General features: G+C 50.4%; 17 protein-coding genes and 1 tRNA gene. 8 read left to right on the top strand and 10 right to left on the bottom strand.

Translation table 11 applies throughout. The annotated features are described in order from the left end of the window. Position 1: 1 nt before the first annotated feature. The 5 genes from AR688_RS11775 to rpsU all read right to left on the bottom strand — a co-directional run bounded on the left by AR688_RS11775 (position 2) and on the right by rpsU (position 5,459). The gene (locus AR688_RS11775; protein WP_068233668.1) at positions 2-1,000 is read right to left on the bottom strand and encodes a PAS domain-containing protein; all 999 of its coding nucleotides are present in this window, start codon (positions 998-1,000) and stop codon (positions 2-4) included. 127 nt (positions 1,001-1,127) lie between these two features. Further along, positions 1,128-1,204: transfer RNA gene (locus AR688_RS11770), tRNA-Ile, on the bottom strand. A gap of 162 nt (positions 1,205-1,366) precedes the next feature. Then, the gene (rpoD, locus tag AR688_RS11765; protein ID WP_068233666.1) at positions 1,367-3,211 is read right to left on the bottom strand and encodes an RNA polymerase sigma factor RpoD; all 1,845 of its coding nucleotides are present in this window, start codon (positions 3,209-3,211) and stop codon (positions 1,367-1,369) included. Positions 3,212-3,295: 84 nt separating this feature from the next. Further along, positions 3,296-5,050, bottom strand: coding sequence for a DNA primase (gene dnaG / locus AR688_RS11760; RefSeq protein ID WP_068233661.1), 1,755 nt, complete (start codon positions 5,048-5,050; stop codon positions 3,296-3,298). 193 nt (positions 5,051-5,243) lie between these two features. Next, entirely contained in the window at positions 5,244-5,459 is a 216-nt protein-coding gene (rpsU, locus tag AR688_RS11755; protein WP_027671378.1) for a 30S ribosomal protein S21, read from the bottom strand. Between the two features lie 180 nt (positions 5,460-5,639). Between rpsU and tsaD the strand changes: the two genes are divergently transcribed. Continuing rightward, positions 5,640-6,653, top strand: coding sequence for a tRNA (adenosine(37)-N6)-threonylcarbamoyltransferase complex transferase subunit TsaD (gene tsaD / locus AR688_RS11750; protein WP_068233658.1), 1,014 nt, complete (start codon positions 5,640-5,642; stop codon positions 6,651-6,653). A gap of 151 nt (positions 6,654-6,804) precedes the next feature. Here the strand turns inward: tsaD and plsY are convergent, their stop codons facing one another. Continuing rightward, a complete protein-coding gene (plsY, locus tag AR688_RS11745) occupies positions 6,805-7,410 on the bottom strand; it encodes a glycerol-3-phosphate 1-O-acyltransferase PlsY (protein WP_068233655.1) in 606 nt (201 codons plus the stop codon). Positions 7,411-7,548: 138 nt separating this feature from the next. Here plsY and folB point away from each other — a divergent pair, with 138 nt between their 5' ends. From folB to AR688_RS11730, 3 genes are read left to right on the top strand one after another with little or no spacing between them, the layout of a single operon-like run. Next, positions 7,549-7,902, top strand: coding sequence for a dihydroneopterin aldolase (gene folB, locus AR688_RS11740; protein ID WP_068233653.1), 354 nt, complete (start codon positions 7,549-7,551; stop codon positions 7,900-7,902). Further along, complete coding sequence (gene folK, locus AR688_RS11735) at positions 7,902-8,390, top strand: 2-amino-4-hydroxy-6-hydroxymethyldihydropteridine diphosphokinase (protein WP_068233643.1); 489 nt, start codon at positions 7,902-7,904, stop codon at positions 8,388-8,390. The genes folB and folK overlap by 1 nt, the downstream gene beginning before the upstream one ends. Before the next feature lie 2 nt (positions 8,391-8,392). Then, on the top strand, positions 8,393-9,196 hold the full coding sequence (locus AR688_RS11730; protein WP_068233640.1) for an undecaprenyl-diphosphate phosphatase: 804 nt from the start codon (positions 8,393-8,395) through the stop codon (positions 9,194-9,196). A 6-nt stretch (positions 9,197-9,202) separates the two neighbouring features. On the opposite strand, the gene AR688_RS11725 is transcribed toward AR688_RS11730, so the two are convergent. Further along, on the bottom strand, positions 9,203-10,432 hold the full coding sequence (locus AR688_RS11725; RefSeq protein ID WP_197412222.1) for a multifunctional CCA addition/repair protein: 1,230 nt from the start codon (positions 10,430-10,432) through the stop codon (positions 9,203-9,205). A 97-nt stretch (positions 10,433-10,529) separates the two neighbouring features. Here AR688_RS11725 and AR688_RS11720 point away from each other — a divergent pair, with 97 nt between their 5' ends. Together AR688_RS11720 and AR688_RS11715 are read left to right on the top strand one after the other, a co-directional pair. Further along, entirely contained in the window at positions 10,530-11,456 is a 927-nt protein-coding gene (locus AR688_RS11720) for an ExeA family protein (protein WP_068233638.1), read from the top strand. Positions 11,457-11,474: 18 nt separating this feature from the next. Continuing rightward, the gene (locus AR688_RS11715; protein ID WP_068233636.1) at positions 11,475-12,248 is read left to right on the top strand and encodes a general secretion pathway protein GspB; all 774 of its coding nucleotides are present in this window, start codon (positions 11,475-11,477) and stop codon (positions 12,246-12,248) included. 1 nt (position 12,249) lies between these two features. On the opposite strand, the gene AR688_RS11710 is transcribed toward AR688_RS11715, so the two are convergent. Both AR688_RS11710 and putA read right to left on the bottom strand, forming a co-directional pair. Next, positions 12,250-13,377, bottom strand: coding sequence for an HD-GYP domain-containing protein (locus AR688_RS11710; RefSeq protein WP_068233633.1), 1,128 nt, complete (start codon positions 13,375-13,377; stop codon positions 12,250-12,252). Between the two features lie 171 nt (positions 13,378-13,548). After that, entirely contained in the window at positions 13,549-17,325 is a 3,777-nt protein-coding gene (putA, locus tag AR688_RS11705; RefSeq protein ID WP_068233631.1) for a bifunctional proline dehydrogenase/L-glutamate gamma-semialdehyde dehydrogenase PutA, read from the bottom strand. A gap of 132 nt (positions 17,326-17,457) precedes the next feature. On the opposite strand from putA, the gene AR688_RS11700 reads away from it, so the two are divergent. Then, positions 17,458-17,964 carry an Lrp/AsnC ligand binding domain-containing protein gene (locus AR688_RS11700; protein WP_068234177.1) on the top strand — a complete coding sequence of 169 codons (507 nt, stop codon included), beginning with the start codon at positions 17,458-17,460 and terminating at the stop codon, positions 17,962-17,964. An 11-nt stretch (positions 17,965-17,975) separates the two neighbouring features. On the opposite strand, the gene AR688_RS11695 is transcribed toward AR688_RS11700, so the two are convergent. Continuing rightward, complete coding sequence (locus AR688_RS11695) at positions 17,976-18,575, bottom strand: TIGR04211 family SH3 domain-containing protein (RefSeq protein ID WP_068233629.1); 600 nt, start codon at positions 18,573-18,575, stop codon at positions 17,976-17,978. A 134-nt stretch (positions 18,576-18,709) separates the two neighbouring features. Between AR688_RS11695 and AR688_RS11690 the strand changes: the two genes are divergently transcribed. Then, positions 18,710-19,612, top strand: coding sequence for a CYTH domain-containing protein (locus AR688_RS11690; protein ID WP_068233626.1), 903 nt, complete (start codon positions 18,710-18,712; stop codon positions 19,610-19,612). Positions 19,613-19,618 lie beyond the last annotated feature (6 nt).

Genomic DNA, 19,618 nt, shown 5'->3' with positions numbered 1-19,618 from the left:
GTTAGCGGTTATTGTAATCAGTAATATCCAGCCCGGCATTGCGGCATACCCGCTGCAACAAACTGTAAGCTTCCGTTATGGCGTTTTCGTTGGCTTTACGTTCACTGATATCCTGATGCGTGCCTGCCATCAGTCGCGGCTGGCCGTGCTCTGTACGGTTTATCAACTTACCCTGCGTTAAAATCCATACCCAGTGGCCGTCTTTATGCTGCATACGGCATTCCAGCTCATAATGTGCCAGTTCGCCATCGAAGTGCTGCTGTAACAGGCGCTCAGAGCGTACTCTGTCAGCCGGGTGCACCAGCTTTAGCCAGGTGTCAAAACTTAACGGCAATAAATCATATAAGGCATACCCCAGCATTTCTGCCCAGCGCTCGTTAAAAATCACATCGCCGGTTTGCACATTCCATTCCCAGGTTGCCAGGCGCGAACTGTCAATAAATGCAGCCAGCCGTTGCCGGTGTTGTTCTTGCTGTTCTTTGTCTTGCTGCAGCTGGGCGGTTTGTTTTGCCAGCGTACTGCGGGCTATTTCGGTTTCGGCCAGTGCAGCCAGGTCCTGCAGCAATGTCAGTTGCAACTGGTTTAGTTCACGTGGCATATCGTCAACAATACACAAAGTACCAAGCGGCAGCCCGTCAACAGAATGCAGCGGCACACCGGCATATAGCCGTATGGCAGGATCGCCGGTTACCAGCGGGTTATCAGCAAAGCGCTCATCTGCCGTCGCATCCGGTACATATAGCAACTTGTCGTTAAATACTGCATGGGCACAAAACGATATATCTCGCGGTGTTTCTTTTAGCGCAATACCCTGGCGCGATTTAAACCATTGCCGCCGTTCATCAATCAAACTGAACAGCGATATCTTGCAGCCAAATAATGCCTGGGCCAGACGGGTAAAACGGTCAAAGTCATCGCTTGATGTGTCGTCCAGCAAGCCGGAGGCAATCAGCGCCTGCAGACGTTCAGCTTCATTATCAGGAACTTCCGGTAAATGCATAAGGTTACGTCATTAAAAATAACTGCGGGTAATTAAGTGTAAGCTAAAGCAATAAGCACTGCTAATAGTGTTTTGGGGAATTATATAAGAATAGTCTGCTGGGTTAGCATGAGCGCGAAGCGTGAAATGGTGGCCCCAGCTGGACTCGAACCAGCGACCGATCGATTATGAGTCGAGCGCTCTAACCAACTGAGCTATGGGGCCATCATAGATGAAGCGGCAGGCAGTATAAAAACTTTTACCGGCTTTGTCATCCGGCTTGTTATGCTAAGTGTGGTTAATTGCTGCTTTTTTAGTCTTTAAACGGGTTTTAATAGTAAAGGCGCCGTTTGGCGCCTTTATCTGTGTTGTTACGAACGCTGCTGCTTACTCGTCCAGGAAGCTTTTTAATACTTCTGAACGTGATGGGTGGCGCAGTTTACGCAGGGCTTTGGCTTCAATCTGGCGGATCCGCTCACGGGTTACGTCAAACTGTTTGCCTACTTCTTCCAGCGTGTGGTCGGTATTCATATCAATACCAAAGCGCATCCGCAGTACTTTGGCTTCGCGCGCCGTTAAACCGGCTAACACTTCGTTAGTCGCGTTTTTCAGGCTTTCCATGGTTGCCGAATCCAGCGGTGATTCACCGGTGGCATCTTCGATAAAGTCACCCAGATGCGAATCTTCGTCGTCACCAATCGGTGTTTCCATTGAAATCGGCTCTTTGGCGATTTTCAGCACCTTGCGGATTTTATCTTCCGGCATTTGCATGCGCTCGGATAATTCTTCCGGTGATGGCTCGCGGCCCATTTCCTGCAGCATCTGTCGGGAAATACGGTTTAACTTGTTGATGGTTTCAATCATATGCACCGGAATACGGATGGTGCGGGCCTGGTCCGCGATAGAGCGGGTAATGGCCTGACGGATCCACCAGGTGGCGTAAGTTGAAAACTTGTAACCACGACGGTATTCAAACTTATCTACCGCCTTCATCAAGCCGATATTACCTTCCTGAATTAAATCAAGGAACTGCAAACCACGGTTGGTGTATTTTTTTGCGATAGAGATAACCAGACGTAAGTTAGCTTCTACCATTTCTTTTTTCGCGCGGCGGGCTTTGGCTTCGCCAATAGACATACGACGGTTAATATCTTTAATTTTAAAGATGCTTAAGCCGGTTTCTTCTTCAACTTTTTTCAGCTTTTCAATGCTGCGTACCAGCTCTTCCTGCATGTCTTTCAGTTTGGCTGAATAGGGCTTGTTAGCCGCAATTTCGGCGTCTAACCACGCAGTTGAGGTTTCAAAACCGGTAAAGGCTTTAACGAAGTTTTTCTTTGGCATTTTGGCGTATTCAACGCAGTGCTTCATGACAATGCGTTCCTGCACCCGCACACGGTCCATCATTTCACGCATGTTTTTAACCAGGCGATCGAACTGTTTTGGCACCAGACGGAAACAGCGGAATACTTCGCTTAGTTTTTCAATTTCTACTTTGGTAGTGGCGTGTTCACGGCCGTTTTTCACGATAGAGTTACGGGTAACGTCGTACTGGGTACGCAGCTCGCCAAACTTCAGCCGTGCCATTTCCGGATCCGGGCCGCTATCGCCGTCGTCGGCATCAGCGTCGCCGTCTTCATCGTCATCATCGCTGTCGTTATCATCCAGCTTATCTTCTGGTACGTCTGAGCCGATGTGGCTGCCAACGATCGGCGCTTCGTCAATATCGTTCGGGTCAATAAAGGCAGTAACAATGTCGCTTAAGCGAATTTCTTCAGCTTCATACTTATCCCACTGTTCCAGCAGGTAAGTAATGGCTTCAGGGTATTCGGCAACAGAGCTTTGAACTGTGTTGATGCCGTCTTCAATCCGCTTGGCAATGTCAATTTCGCCTTCGCGGGTTAATAGCTCAACGGTGCCCATTTCACGCATGTACATCCGTACCGGGTCGGTAGTGCGGCCCAGTTCTTTGTCCACGCTGACTAAAGCTTGGGCCGCTTCTTCTACGGCGTCTTCATCTGTGGTGGCATCGGTCATGATCAGATCGTCGGCATCCGGTGCTGTTTCAAACACCTGGATCCCCATGTCATTGATCATGCGGATAATGTCTTCTATCTGATCTGAATCGATAATGTCTTGCGGCAGGTGATCATTCACCTCAGCAAAGGTAAGATAACCTTGCTCTTTACCTTTAATGATCAGGAGTTTTAGCTGCGACTGAGGATTTTGCTCCATAGAGACTTATCTTCCACCAATTTGATTAATGTAAAATTGCGAACTAGCGATTATAACAAAGCGCGGCTTTTCTAGCCAGCCGCATTAGTTCGCAAGCTTTGGTTTTTTGCTTTTCAGCGCTTGCAGCAGCAGTTTGTATTCGTGCCATTCGGCTTTACTCAGTTGCTGCAGTTTATCTTTTCGTTCCAGGGCTTCCAGCCGTTGTTGCAAATACTGATCTTCAATCGAGTGAAAAGTATCGACAAATTCCTGTGACAATTGTTCCGGCTCGATCTGGTGATCCCAGGCGGCCAGTGTCATTAAAATGCTGTGTTCGGGCAAATCGCGCCATTGTTCGATCAGTTGCGCCGTGGTTAAATCCGTTTGTTGTTGCAGCCGTTGTTGCAGTGCCAGTAGCAGCCCAATACCCGGAATATTCGCTTCGCCAAGCTCTGGCGCATCCGGCATGACATTAGCTAAATTGGGGTACTGCAGCAATAAACCAATAGCACGGCGCATTGGTGTTATTTTCATCGCTGCCGGTTTTACCCGGTTTGATGCCCGGTTTACTGCCGCTTTTGTGCGCTCACGCGGCTTACCCAACAGGTTAGCCAGTTTATCGCTTAAGCTGTCGCGGTAAAATTCACTCGGTATTTGTTTAATTAACTCTGCCGCTTTTACCGATAACGCTGATTTACCGCCGTCTGTGGCCGGATCAAACTCCTGCACCAAATGCTCAAAAAAGTACTGGTTTAGCGGCATAGCGCCGGCTATGCGTTGTAAAAACGCGTCTTTGCCTTCTTTTTGTACTAATGAATCCGGGTCTTCGCCGTCGGGCAAAAACACGAAATTTAACTCTACGCCGTCTTTTAGTTGCGGCAGTGCGCTTTGCAATGCGCGCCAGGCTGCATCACGCCCGGCGCGGTCACCGTCGTAACAGCACACTACCTTGGGCGTATAGCGAAACAGCGTATGCATATGATCCGATGTAGTGGCAGTGCCCAAGCAGGCGACGGCAAAGCGGATATCGTGCTCGGCCAGCGCCACTACATCCATATAGCCTTCAACTACCAGTATTTGCTCAACATGACCTGGTTGCTGGCGTACTTCATACAAGCCATACAGCTCGCGGCCTTTGTGGAACAGCCGGCTTTCCGGTGAATTTAAATATTTCGGCGTGCCATCACCCAGTACGCGGCCACCAAAAGCAATAACGCGACCGCGCTTGTCGCGAATTGGAAACATTAAGCGTTCGCGGAAAAAATCATACTCGCGGCCATTGTCGTTGCGGTTTATCAGCCGTAGTTCAAACAGCTGATCGCGCAGCGCTTTGTGGTTGTTCGGGCTTAGGCGTTTTAACAGGTTATCCCAGCCATCCGGAGCATAACCAATGGCAAAATCGGTCAGGGTTTTACTGCTTAAGCCGCGCTTGGTCAAATATTGCTGCACCATACCGGCGTTAGGGTGGCTTTGCAGCTGTTGCTGATAAAACTCAGCAGCCTGCTGCATCAAATGGTAATCATCAGCCTGGGCAGCCGGTCGGTTTTTAACGGCGCCTTGCTCGCGCGGTACTTCAAGATGGTGTTGCTGCGCTAACTCTTCAATGGCTTCAACAAATTCGAGTTGTTCAAATTCCATCATAAAGCTGATGGCATTACCGTGCGCGCCGCAACCGAAACAATGATAAAACTGTTTATCCGGGCTAACGGTAAAAGAGGGCGACTTTTCGCTATGGAACGGGCAGCAGGCGGCGTAGTTTCTACCGGCTTTTTTAAGCGGTACGCGCTGGTCAATCAGTTCAACGATATCGGTACGGGCCAATAACTCGTCGATAAACTGTCTGGGGATTTGTCCTGCCACCTTTTTCCTTCGGCGTTATTCAGAAAAAGACAAACCGTGCCTTGCGGGCACGGTATGCAGATGTCAACTTTGCGCTGTTACGTCGGGCTTTATCTATGCTAATAAAGCATGCTGTTATTACAGCTGGGCTGGCAAACATAATGCACAGCCAAAGCACCGGTGTCGCTAAGCAGGTACTATAAGCGGCTGATGCTTAGTACAGCTTGATGCGACGTGCGTTTTCGCGAGACAGCTTCTTAGCATGACGCTTAACAGCTGCTGCTTTTTTACGCTTACGGATCCAGGTTGGCTTCTCGTAGAATTCTTTAGCGCGTACGTCAGCTAATACACCAGCTTTTTCGCATGAGCGCTTGAAACGACGTAATGCTACGTCAAACGGTTCGTTTTCTTTTACTTTAACAACAGGCATTAAATTCTCACCTCAGGGCCAAATTGGTTATCTGTGAACCAATACGATTAAAAATGGTGCGGCATTTTACGCAAAAAGACAGGGCGATGTAAAGCAGTTCTGCGATCTAAATCCGATCCTCTGGCTCTGAATGAACTGAGCCGGTACAATGGCCGCCATTTTAGCGGATTTGAGACACAGATGCGAGTTTTAGGTATAGAAACGTCCTGCGATGAAACCGGTATTGCCGTTTACGACGACAAGCTGGGTTTATTAAGCCATGTACTGTACAGCCAGATCCCACTACATGCCGATTACGGTGGCGTGGTGCCGGAGCTGGCCTCGCGTGACCATATCCGTAAAACCATACCGCTGATAAAACAGGCGCTGCTTGAAGCCAATTGCGCTGCCGCCGATATTGACGGCGTAGCCTATACAGCAGGTCCGGGCTTAGCCGGTGCTTTGCTGGTAGGTGCGGCTATTGGCCGTTCGCTGGCTATGGCCTGGGGCAAGCCGGCGCTGGCAGTACATCATATGGAAGGCCATTTATTGGCGCCGATGTTGGAGGCTAATCCGCCGCAATTTCCGTTTCTGGCGCTGTTGGTGTCCGGTGGCCACACCCAGTTAGTGGCGGTAGAAGGTATTGGCCGTTATGAGCTGCTAGGTGAATCTATTGATGATGCTGCCGGTGAGGCCTTTGATAAAACCGCCAAATTAATGGGGCTGGATTACCCCGGCGGCCCGCTGTTAGCTAGGTTGGCGGTGCAGGGCGATAGCAAAAAGTACAAGTTTCCGCGGCCGATGACAGACCGGCCCGGTCTAGATTTTAGCTTTAGCGGGCTGAAAACCTCGGCAGCGAATGTAATAGCCAAAGAAGGTAACAGCGCGCAGGTGCAGGCTGATATCGCCGCGTCGTTTCAACAGGCGGTGGTAGATACACTGGTGATTAAATGCGAGCGGGCGCTGCTGCAAACCGGTTATAAACGCCTGGTGATAGCCGGTGGTGTGAGCGCCAATACTTCGCTACGCGGGCAGTTAGCACAATTACTGAAGCGCCATGGTGGTGAGGTATTTTACCCACGCAAAGAGTTTTGCACCGACAATGGTGCCATGATAGCGCTGGCTGGGTATTACCGCTTAGCAGCAGGGCAGCAGCAGGATTTAACTATTGGTGTAACACCGCGCTGGCCCATGCAGGATTTGCCGGCAGTTTAAATGATGATGTTACGTTAGTAGTTTGGCTGAAGGTTGGAATCCCGATTTGGGCGACACAGAGTGTCTGAGCGGACGCGTGAGCGGCAGCGAGTTGCTGTGGCGAGCCAAGGCGGGAGTTGCAACCGAAAGCTAGCACTGAGTTGCCGTTAACTCATTCCTGAATCCGCTTAGACTTATCCCACACTTTACTTTCTTTGCCACGGTACAGCCGCATAATATTCTCGCGGTGGCGTACAATAATCAGAATACTCAGCATTAACACCGGCACGGTATACAGTGGTTTAATAAACCAGGTAAAAATTGGTGCTAAGGTAACGGTTAAAATAGCCGCCAGCGATGAATAGCCACTGATTGCGACAATAATTAACCAGCTGGCGATCAGTAAACCGGCTAAATCCAGCCCGATTGGCATCATGGCACCAAAGGCTGTAGCAACAGCTTTACCACCCTGAAAACCAAAAAACAGCGGGAAAATATGGCCCAGGCAGGCGCATATGGCAATAAGACCGAGATACAACGGCTCTATTTGCAGAAAGTACGAGCCCCATACCGGAATAGTGCCTTTAAGAATATCAAACAGCAGTACCAGCACAGCTGGCAGCTTGCCGCCTAAACGCAGTACGTTGGTTGCGCCAGGGTTGCCGGAGCCATGTAAGCGGGGATCGGGTAAGCGAAACAGCTTGCTGACCAGCACTGCCGACGAAACGGAGCCACAAAGATAGGCTGCCAGCATCATAATTCCAATCAGCGGGGTCATTAAGGCGGTTCCTCAGCACCAGTTTTTACGTTAAGATTGCAGCCTGATTTAAGGCCAGCAGATTATAGGGTTTTCGCGGTTTTACCTATCCGACCAGCCTACCTGAAACGAGAAATAACGCAATGCGGATGTAACTGAATGGACATAGTTTTTATAAAACAGCTACAAGTAGACACCGTGATCGGCGTTTACGACTGGGAGAAAACCATTCAGCAACGCTTGTTGTTAGATTTGGAGCTGGTTACAGATATCAGTAACGCAGCAAAGCAGGATGATATTCGCCAGACTCTGGATTACGCCGTTATTGCCCAGCGTGTAATAGCGTTAATTACCGCCCAGCCACTGGAACTGATTGAAACAGTAGCCGAGCGCGTGGCGCAGTTACTGCTAAACGAGTTTGCCACCGCTCAGGTTAAAGTGTCTGTGCAAAAGCCTGGCGCACTGGAGCAGGCGGAAACGGTCGGCGTTACTATAGTGCGGAGCCGTAGCTGATGGCACGCATTTATATCAGTATCGGCAGCAATATCAATCGTAGTTATCATATTCAGGCAGCAGTCAGCGCACTTACGCAACACTTTGGCCCGCTTACGCTATCATCGGTATATGAAAGCGAGGCCGTGGGTTTTGCCGGCAGTGCTTTTTACAATATGGTTGTTGCGGTTGATACCACCTTATCGATAGTCGATTGTGTTGGCTTATTTAAGCAAATTGAGGACAGTTACGGCCGTGACAGAAGCGCTGCTAAGTTCAGCGGCCGTACTCTGGATCTGGATTTACTAACCTACGATGATGTGGTGTGCCAGCAACCGGTAGAGTTGCCGCGGGCCGAAATTACTGAAAATGCCTTTGTATTATGGCCACTGGCTGAAATTGCACCTGATGTAATGCATCCGCTTACCAGGCGCAGTTACAGTGACATGTGGCAACAATATTCGAAACAACAAAAATTATGGCCGGTGCCATTTAACTGGAGCATCTAACTTTGAGTACAGTGGAAGTCATTATTCTGGCCATTATTCAGGGCCTCACCGAGTTTTTACCTATTTCCTCTTCAGCCCACCTTATTTTGCCATCAGCGATGTTTGGCTGGGAAGATCAGGGCCTGGTGTTTGATGTTGCCGTGCATGTTGGCACTTTGCTGGCGGTAATGTTGTATTTTCGCCGTGATATCGCCAATTTAACCGTGGGCTGGGTGCAGTCATTGGGGGGCAAGCACAGCACTGAAAGTAAACTGGCGTGGTGGGTGATTCTGGCTACTATTCCTGCGGGTTTAGCTGGCTTACTGGCAGCTGATCTGATTGAAACCTTCCTGCGCTCACCTTATGTTATTGCTATTACTACGATAGTGTTTGGCTTGGCGCTTTGGCTGGCAGACGCGACAGCAAAGCAAATACAAACGATGGAGCAGTTAACCTGGAAACAGGCATTGCTGATTGGTATTGCTCAGGCAGTGGCATTAATTCCGGGAACATCGCGCTCTGGCATTACCATGACGGCAGCATTAATGCTGGGGCTAGACAGAGTAAGTGCCGCGCGTTTCTCTTTTTTACTGTCAATTCCCATTATTATATTAAGCGGCGGTTATCAGGGCACCAAGCTGCTGGCTGAACCAACACATTACAATGTTAGCGCTATTTTACTGGGCACAGGTTTGTCTTTTGTCAGCGCCTTTATCTGTATTCACCTGTTTTTAAAAGTGATAGAGCGTATGGGCATGCTGCCGTTTGTAATCTACCGGCTGGTACTGGGCGTGGTGTTACTGGCGGTGCTTAGCAGTGCGGCTTAATGCGCTTTAATTCGGTTTCTGGGCGTTTGCTTTAGCCGCTTTTATGCTGTTCAGCCGGGCTTTTTGTAAGCCCTGCTTGATGGCTTCACCTGTTAAACCCTGTGCTACCAAATCACGGGCATTAGTACTGCGGGCTGCAGTTGCCAGTGCCTGCAGGTAGCTGGCCTGCGGATAGTCAGCCTGCTCAAAGCCGGTACGGCCGCGCAGGTCTGCGGTGCAGCACAGTAATATGGCATCCAGTCGCTCTGGCTTGCGCCATAGATCTATTGCCTCAAACAGTTTTAATACCGTGCTGCTTTTCAGTTCGCGAGCCCGGTGCACCAGTTGATGATACTCACACACCAGCAATGCTAGATCGCGACAATCATTTGGTACCCGTAAACGTTCGCATAACTGCTTAATTAGCGGTAAACCGGTATGTTCATGGCCATGATGCGCCGGCCAGAGTTCAGGTTTGGTTACACCTTTGCCCAAATCATGCACCAGCGCAGCAAAACGGATATCCAGCCGCGGCGATAACACAGCGGCTTGTTGTAACACCATTAAAGTATGCACGCCGGTATCAATTTCCGGATGCCACTGAGGCGGTTGCGGTACGCCCCACAAAGCAGCCAGTTCCGGCATCAGTATTTGCAGTGCGCCGGTGTCGTATAACAGCTGAAAATACGCCTGTGGCGTTTGTTCGCTAAGCGCTTTGGCGGTTTCCTGCCACACCCGCTCCGGTGTCAAAGTGCTAAGCTCATCACTTAAGCGGCGCATTAACGCCTGGGTTTCGCTTGCAACGCTAAAACCCAAATGGGCATAGCGGGCATAAAAGCGTGCTACACGCAGCACGCGCAGCGGGTCTTCGGCAAAAGCGTCTGACACATGGCGCAGTATTTTTTGCCTGATATCGGCTACGCCGCCAAAAGGGTCCACCAAGCTGCCATCATCGGCCTGAGCGATGGCATTGATAGTCAAATCGCGGCGCAATAAGTCTTGTTCCAGTGTCACATCAGGTGCTGCATAAACGGTAAAGCCGGTATAGCCTTTACCGCTTTTACGCTCGGTGCGGGCCAGTGCATGTTCTTCTTTCGTTTGCGGGTGCAAAAATACCGGAAAGTCTTTGCCCACCTGCTGGTAGCCTGCATCCAGCATTTGCTGTGGTGTGGCACCTATTATCACCCAGTCACGCTCGTGAAACGGGTAACCTAAAAGACTGTCACGTACTGCACCACCTACCAGATATCGTTGCACCGGCTTTCCTGTTGGCAATTTTTTTGCCATTATACCCATCGCCTTTCAAAATGCACGGTCGCAACAAATGGCAGCGCCCTAACCAGCAGGAAGCAGTATGTATACCGGATTTTTCGGCTTAACCAGTGCCCCGTTTTCAATTGCCCCTAACCCGGACTTTATGTATTTAAGCCCACGCCATGCCGAAGCTTTAGCGCATTTGCGTTTTGGTTTAGGCGAAGCCGGTGGTTTTGTCTTGCTTACCGGTGAAGTCGGCACCGGCAAAACCACGGTATCGCGCTGTTTATTGCAAGAACTGGATGAACGTGCCGAAGTGGCCTTTATTTTAAACCCTACTTTATCGGAACTGGAGTTGCTGGCGGCAATTTGTGATGAGCTGAAAATCCGCTATAAAAAATCTGATGCCAGTTTAAAACTGCTGGGCGATAAAATAAAAGCCCGCCTGCTGAAAAACCACGAAGCCGGTAAACACACACTGCTGATTATCGATGAAGCCCAGCATCTGCAACCGGCAGTGTTGGAGCAACTGCGACTGCTGACCAACCTGGAAACCAATACCCGTAAATTGCTGCAGGTGATTTTAATTGGCCAGCCTGAGCTGCAGCAGTTGTTAAAGCGTAATGATTTGCGCCAGTTGGCGCAGCGTATTACTGCGCGCTATCACTTGTTGCCACTAAACCTGGATGAAGTCAGGCATTATCTGAAGTTCCGCCTGCAGGTTGCCGGTTGCAGCCGGCCGGTATTTAGCGATGGGGCGGTGAAGCGCTTGTATCAGTTAAGTGGCGGTATACCACGCTTAGTTAACCTGATGGCAGACAGAGCACTGCTGGGGGCATTTAGCCAGCAGCAGGCTATCGTCAGCGATAAGCTGGTAAGCCGCGCAGCCGGTGAAATTTTGCCCCTATCAGATCAAGTAACCAAAGCCGCATTACCACGCTGGTTCTGGCCTGTGTTGGGCGTTTGCGCTATAGTGCTGGGCTTTAGCCTGGCACTGATTATTATGCCGTTGCTGCAAAGCCAATAAAGTGAAGTAGAGAAGCGTATGTCAATTTTAATGGAAGCATTGAAACAGCAAAACCAGCAGGCGCCCGTTGCTGCTGACAGCGGTGCTTTTTGGCGTAAGTTGGCGTTAATATTGGCATTATTATTGGCCGGGTGTGTGGGTGCTGCTGCCGCATACTGGTTTAAGCTGCCAGTCAAGGCTGAACCTGTTGTGGTTGAACCGGTTAGCCCGGCGCAGCCTGTTAATATTTTTGCTGCACTGAGCGAGGCAGACAATAAAGCCGCTGCCAGCGCAGCCGCAACGGTTATTGACAGCAAAATTACCCAGGCCATAAAACCACCGCCACAGCCGGTACAAGAGCAGTTTACTACGTTGCCTGAGGTGAAAACCCTGACAGCAGGTACTGCAGCGGCAGAGTCACAGCCACTGGTTAAACCTGAACCTGAGCCAGCGGCCAAGCCTGAAGCGGAAATATCCGGTGAGCTGCGGGATAAATTTGCCTCAGCGTTAAAAGCGACAGAAAATACCAGCTCAAACACCAGCACACTGCGCAGCCACAACGCCCCTGCTACCGATATAAACAGCCTGGATATACAGCTACAGCAGCAAATTCCACCACTGCGCTTTGATGCCCACGTATATGCCACCACTGTCAGCCAGCGCTGGGTAAAAGTGAATGGTAAAACCTTGCAGGAAGGGCAGTGGGTAACCGCGGATATCCGGATTAAAGAAATTACCCCACAGTATGTGCTAATGGAACTGGGTACGCAGTTATTCAGTATGGCGGCGTTAACTGAATGGCCAGCGGGCTGATTCAGATATAGTTTTTTACATCCAGGCCGAATTTTTTCAGATCAACGCAGCTGTCTATCTGCTCTTCCTGCTGGCGTGATAAGTCGAGGATTTTAGGCGGAATATGGTGTTGGTGCACACTGTGGTAAAACACTTTAACCTTGGGTAACAGTGGCTTTTTGGCGTTATTTTCCAGCACCAGCGCCAGCTTGCCGCTGCTCAGTTTCACTACCGATCCCGGTGGGTAAATACCAATACATTTAATAAACAGTTGCAGCAGTTCGGCATCCAGCTGATGTGGTGTGCGCTCCAGCAACTGGCGGGACGCTGCCAGTGGGCCGAGTTTAGGTGCCAGTGATGCGGTCAGTTTCTCGTAAGAATTCACTATTGCCAGCATCCGGCTGCCTTTTTCTATTTGCCGTGTGGCAATTTTAGGCACGCCGCTGCCATCCAGGTGGGCACAATGCTGGCTGATCCACAACGACACTTCGCCAGCCAGTTTGGCTGTTTTTTGCAGCGCATTTAAACTGGCCGGAATTGCCAGATGATCTGCCATTTGCAGATAATCCGGGCCGATAGCTTTACCTATATCATGTAATAAGGCCGCCGTTATTAGCGACTGCACTTTATGTGACGGTAAATTCAGATAGCGCGCAAAAGCGGCCATATACACAGCGCAGCTGATACTGTGTTGCAACAAACTATCACTTTGCTCTGCTATGCGGTTAAGGCAGAGCAATACATCCTGATTCCGGCTTATAGATTCTGCCAGCCCGGCACTGACTTCATGCACCAGTGTCAGATCAATATTGTTGTCGCTACGCACGGCGTCCAGCATTTGGCGTTGTACGCGCTGGGTTTGCAGCAGGGTTTTTTCTGCTCTTGGCCATTCATCGGCAAATAGTACCCGTGGGGGGAGTTCTTCTGCTGGGGTAATGGGCTCGGCAGGTGCTGTAGGTGCTTCGGTGGTTATGGCTTTGTCTGGATCGATCAGTACTACTTTAACGCCTTTCTTGCGCAATATTTCTATCGCTTGTCTGGTGCGAACCCAACCTGCATGTTTGACGACAATATCACCCGACTGTTGTAATACCTGCACAACATAACTGCCCGGTTGTAAATCAGATATATTAACTTCCTGATATGCCATCTATTGTGTAGTCCAAAAACTTCCCCTGAGCCCAGCCTGCTATTTTACCTTAATTAACCTTAACTATAAATTAACAACGAGATGATTTGTCATAATATCGCGATAGCACAAGGTATAACATAGCATAAAGCCCGCAGATGCGGGCTTTATCGTTGTGACAAACTGTAACAGTTAGCCGATGTTGTCTGCCATTGTCATCAGCGACGCATTACCGCCAGCAGCTGTGGTGTTGATGGTAATAGTTTTTTCGGTAACCAGGCGCTGCAATAAGCGTTGTCCGGCAGGGGCTGTGATCAGCGGCAGTATCGCCCCGGCACGGCTGGCCAGCAGGGCGGCACATAAAGGTTTTACTGCACTGCTGACTTCAACCATCGCGCCCGCCAGATCAGGATGCGCCAATAAGGTAGTCAGACAATCTAACCGCACTACCGCCAGCAGATGCTGTGGCAAACCGGCTTGCAGTAAGGCTTTAATACAGGCTTCAGCTTCGGCCAGATCGGCTTCTTCTACGGCAGTAACCACGGCATTACCTGATGCCAACGCCGTAATGATTGCGAGCAACCAGTGGCTGAACGAGCTGGTTTCATCCCGTACCAGCGCCAGAATGCCGCGTGGGTCCAGTACCAGTATATTGCTTTCGCCGGTAGGGCCGGGCAGGGCAATAGGTTTTTGCAGGTCACGCTCAACCCGTTTTAGCTTTTGCTGGGCCAGTGTCAGTACTTGTTCTAAATCTGGCTCGAGCTTGTTTACTACGGTATTAGATGCCAGTGACGCCAAAAACTGGCGCAGTACCGAGGTGCGCTGGTTAATGTTCAGCAAAGCCCACTGTTGTTGTGCCATCGCCGCTGATGGCATAGCGTAAGCTACGGCGCTACTGGTTGTTTCGCTTAACAGGCTTTGTTGCTTTTGCTCGCTTAGTTGTGCACAGCTGACATCAGTATTGTCTTTAACCAGCCGGGTTAAATATAACGGGCCACCCGCTTTAGGGCCGGTACCGGATAAGCCACGGCCACCAAAGGGTTGCACGCCAACAACAGCACCTATCATATTACGGTTTACATAGATATTGCCGGCTTTAATATCGCGGGCAACCCGGTTAGTAAATTGCTCAATTCGGCTGTGTACGCCCATTGTCAGGCCATAACCGGTCGCGTTGATCTGGTTAATAATGTTATCAACTTCGTCGGCTTTAAAGCGGATAATGTGCACTACCGGGCCAAATACTTCGCGTTCCAGTACGGTTAAGTCGCTGATCTCATACAGGCGCGGCGCAAAGAAATAGTGACGATCGCCTGTCGGAATAGTGCACTCATAATGTAATGTGGCTTTGTCGGCTAAATACTGCACATGGCTGTTTAAGCGCTCATGTGCTTTGGCATCAATAACCGGACCTAAATCGGTACTAAGCCACATAGGGTCGCCCACATGCAGTTCTGCCATTGCACCTTTTAGCATGGTGATAATCTTATCGGCTACATCTTCCTGTAAAAACAGCACCCGCAGCGCAGAGCAGCGCTGACCGGCACTTTGGAAGCCGGAAGAAATCACATCGTCTACTACCTGCTCCGGCAGAGCCGTTGAGTCCACGATCATACAGTTCTGGCCACCGGTTTCGGCAATCAGCGGCACCGGTTCGCCACCACGCTCAGCCAGTTTACGTGCTATCCAGCAGCCGGTTTCAGTAGAGCCGGTAAACATCACGCCCTGAATACGACTGTCTGGCACTATGTGCTGGCCCACCTGGCTGCCTGGCGCGATAACCAGCTGTACTACATGCTCTGGCATGCCGCACTGGCGCATAATGTCTAAAGTACGTACGGCAATTAAACTGGTTTGTTCGGCCGGTTTAGCTACTACGGTATTACCAACCACAATGGCTGCGGCAACCTGGCCTAAGAAAATGGCCAGCGGGAAGTTCCACGGGCTGATACATAAAAATACACCACGGGCTTGCTCGGGCTGGGCAAACAGCTCTTCAGCACGGGCGGCGTAATAACGGCAGAAATCGATAGCTTCGCGCACTTCCGCCACACTGTCGCCCAGAGTTTTGCCGGCTTCTTTTACGCAAAGTGCCAGCAGTTCGTTACGGTGTGTTTCGAGGGCATCGCCAATACGGCGCAGCAGGGCGGCACGCTCGGTAATGGCGGTGGTTGACCAGCGATGAAAGGCCGTTTCAGCATTGGCCAGTATTTGCTGCATTTTGTCTTTGTCGGCATATTGCAGGTAGCCAATGGTTTCATCCAGCTGAGCCGGATTAGTTACCGGCACAGCGTCGTGTTGCACCGGGATCTGTTTAACCGATTCAAACCACTGCGCCATGGCTGCTTTTACCGGTTCGAGCTGATCAATATCGGTTAAATCCAGGCCGTTAGAGTTTCTGCGCTCGTTGCCGTATAAGTTGGCTGGCAGCGGTATTTGCTGATTACGTTTTTGCTTCCAGCCGCGCACCGTTTCTACCGCGTCGCTTAGCAGCGATTCTACCGGAATGGTTTCATCAATAATGTTGTTAACAAAGGAGCTGTTGGCGCCGTTTTCCAGCAAGCGACGCACTAAATAAGCCAGTAAGTCGGAGTGCTCGCCCACCGGTGCATAAATACGGCACGGGATCTTGTCTTTAATCACTATTTCGTCGTACAGCGCATCGCCCATGCCGTGCAGGCGCTGAAATTCAAAACCGCTGTAGTCTTTGGTCATCTCCATAATAGTGGCTACGGTGTAGGCATTATGGGTAGCAAATTGTGGATAAATGCTGTCGCGGTAGCTGAGCATTTTTTTCGCACAGGCCTGATAAGACACATCGGTAGAGGGTTTACGGCTAAATACCGGGAAGTCGCTAAAGCCTTCTAACTGGCTGAGTTTAATTTCAGTATCCCAGTAGGCACCTTTAACCAGTCGTACCATCATTTTGCGGCCAACTTTTACCGTTAAATCGCGTAGCCATTCAATGACATGGATACCGCGCTTTTGGTAAGCCTGCACTGCCAGGCCAAAACCTTCCCAGCCATCCAGCGCTGGATCACTGAATACTGCTGCAATAATATCCAGCGAAATGTCCAGCCGGTCGGCTTCTTCTGCATCAATGGTAAAGCCGATATCATAGGCTTTAGCCGCCAGTGCCAGCTGTTTTACCCGTGGCACTAACTCTTCAATAACACGGTCACGGTGGCTGAATTCATAGCGCGGGTGTATAGCCGACAGCTTTACCGAGATACCGGGGCTGTTAAACGGGCCGCGGCCTTTGGCAGCTTTACCTATGGTATCAATAGCCCGCATATAACTGTCGAAGTAGCGGTTAGCATCGGCCATGGTGCGGGCGCCTTCGCCCAGCATATCGTAAGAATAACGAAAGCCTTTAGCTTCCATTTCTGCGGCACGTTCCAGCGCTGCGCCGATAGTGGTGCCCATAACAAACTGCGCGCCCATTATCTGCATAGCATAACGCACCGCCTGGCGGATCACCGGCTCGCCAAGGCGGCCACAGGTGCGTTTTAATAAGCCAAATTGTTGTTTTTTCTGCTCGTCAGAGTAGTTCACCAGTTTGCCGGTAAGCAGCAAGCCCCAGGCCGATGCGTTAACAAACAACGAACTGCTGTTGCCCAAATGCGAGCTCCAGTCACCTTGTGATAATTTGTCGCGGATAAGGCGGTCGGCCGTGGTCTTATCCGGCACACGCAGCAGCGCTTCGGCCAGACACATCAGCACCAGGCCTTCTTCGGTAGATAACGAAAACTCGTTTAGCAGCGCATCGACGCCACCTTTGCCTACCTGAGCCTGGCGGATAGTCAGCACTAACTGGCGCGCACGTTCCCAGGCCCGGCTGCGGGCATTTACGCCAATGTCGGCCAACGGCAGCAGATAATCCAATACTTTATCTTCATCGGCACGATAGAAATCACGAATAGTTTGACGCAGCGGTTGGGTGGCAACCAGGGAACCGTTATACAACATGGCAGTTAGCTTCCTGACAAGATTTGAGAATGCGGCATTCTAGTGAAAAGTCTGCCGCATAGGGTGGTTATTTTTCTGCTTTAACCCTATATAATTCTGCCATTGTTAATTAAAACCAGAAAAATTGCTGCCATGAGTACACCTGTAAAAAGTAAAGGGCTGGACCGGATAGATATCAGCATTCTGGATACGCTGCAGCGTGACGGCCGTATTGCTAATGTTGATTTGGCCAAAAAGGTTAATTTAAGCGCTAGCCCTTGTATTGACAGGGTTAAGCGGCTGGAAAAAGAAGGCTATATTGATGGCTTTGGTGCCAGATTAAACGCTGCCAGGTTAGGTTTTGGCACAGCCGCTTTTATTCAGGTTACGCTGGATAGAACCACCAGTGAGGTGTTTGATAAATTCCGCGATGCGGTAGTGCAAATTCCGCAGGTGGCCGAATGCCATATGGTGGCTGGTGGCTTTGATTATCTGCTGAAGTTACGGCTGCCCAATATGGATGCGTATCGCAGCATATTATCACTAATTGTTGATTTACCCGGTGTGGCGCAAACGCATACCTATGTGGTGATAGAGCAGGTAAAAAGTGATAGTGGTTTACCACTGAAGACAACAGACAGCCCGCCGTTGGCGGGCTGAAATAGTATAGGTTACCAGCGCTCGCTATTGCGGCGTTTAGGCATTAATAGTGGTAGCAGCAAGCCGAAAATTAACCCTGCCAGCAGGATCAGTGAACCCAGAATCATTGGTTTTTCCCAGATAGAGCCCTGAGTGTTTTCCAGCTGTACTTTCAGTTGCTCGTAAGCGCGGTTTGCCTGCTCCAGTTGCTCTACTGCTTTTTGCCGTTCGGCTACCGCTTCGTTGAGCTGGCTGTTTAACTGATCGCGTTGCTGCTCCAGCGCGTTCACTGTTTCGTTATGCTGGGCATATTCTGCTTTGAGGTTTTCCAACTGTGTAACCAGCCCCGGCGTATAAGTAACGTGTTCTTTCGGTAGCCAGCCGGTTTTGCCGTCAACCTGAATTTCAGCGTAGCCGGTGTCGCTGTCTTCTTGCAAAAAGGTTACGCTTTGGCCGGCATTGACGGTGCCGATAATACGGTACTGGTTGTTAGGGCCAGAATGCAAAAATACAAATAAGGCATCACTGATAAAGGCGGGTTTAGAACTGTCTTGCGCACTGGCTTGAGCTGAAAGAGCCAGCAACCAGGCTGAAAATAATACCAGCAGGGTGCTTTTAATTAATCTGAACATAGGTATCCTGAGCTTATTTAAATGAAACCGCTTTGCAGCCAATATCTTGGATGATAGGGAGTTGTGCTGCAATTGACAAGGGTTAAAAGCAGCTGTGCGGCCCCCGGCCGTCAGTGCGACGTACAGAGTAACCAATGAGTACTGAACTTGAGCTGAAGTATCTGCTGCCAGCCACTGGGCTGCGCAGTTTGGTGCAGTTAATTCCACAGCTGGGAGAACTGCAGCATAGCGAGCATAACGCCTTATTAAATGCCTATTTTGATACTGCCGACAACTGGTTTCGCCGCCATGATATGGGGCTGCGTAGCCGGTTAAAGCAGGGGCGTTATGAACAAACCATTAAGTTAGCAGGTAGCCAGCACGGCGCTATGCAAATGCGACCGGAATATAATGTTCCCTGCGAGGGCGTTGTACCAAAGCTGGATGCTTTCCCGGCAGAAATCTGGCCAGCACAGGCTGATGTACCGCAACTACAGCAGCAACTGACAGAGTTATTCCGTACTGATTTTGTCCGTCAGAGCTGGTTGCTGCGCTGTGTCGATGGCAGCGAGGTTGAACTGGCGTATGATCAGGGTGAAATTCGTGCTGGCAGCCACAGCCAGCCCATTGCCGAGCTGGAGCTGGAGCTGATTAAAGGTAATGCATTGCAGTTATTTGCGCTGGCCAAAACCTTGTTACAACAGTTGCCACTGCGCACCGGCTGGCAGAGTAAAGCTGCACGGGGATATGGCCTGCGCGCTCAGCAAACGCTGGTTTTACCACAGCACTCTGGCAACACCGTGCTGGCACAAATCCGTGCACTGCAACAGGCGGAGGCGTGCTATGGCCAAACACAGCAGGCGACAGCACTTAATATGGCTAGCCAGGCTTTAGCCGCTTTGGCGTTATCGTTATCTGAGCAAGCACAACTGCAGCACTTCTCCACAGAAGCTGCGGCTCTGGCCAGCGCCGTATTGCAGGACGACAAGGTGTTTGGCTGGCGCCGTTATAATGAGTTGCTACTGGCTGTGTCTGAATATTTGTATCAAAGTGCGTAAGGCGGG

The sequence above is a fragment of the Rheinheimera sp. EpRS3 genome, from assembly GCF_001513785.1.
Taxonomy (GTDB): Bacteria; Pseudomonadota; Gammaproteobacteria; order Enterobacterales; family Alteromonadaceae; genus Alishewanella.
Note: the sequence above shows the minus strand (reverse complement) of the source record. Positions and strands in the feature narration are given on the sequence as shown.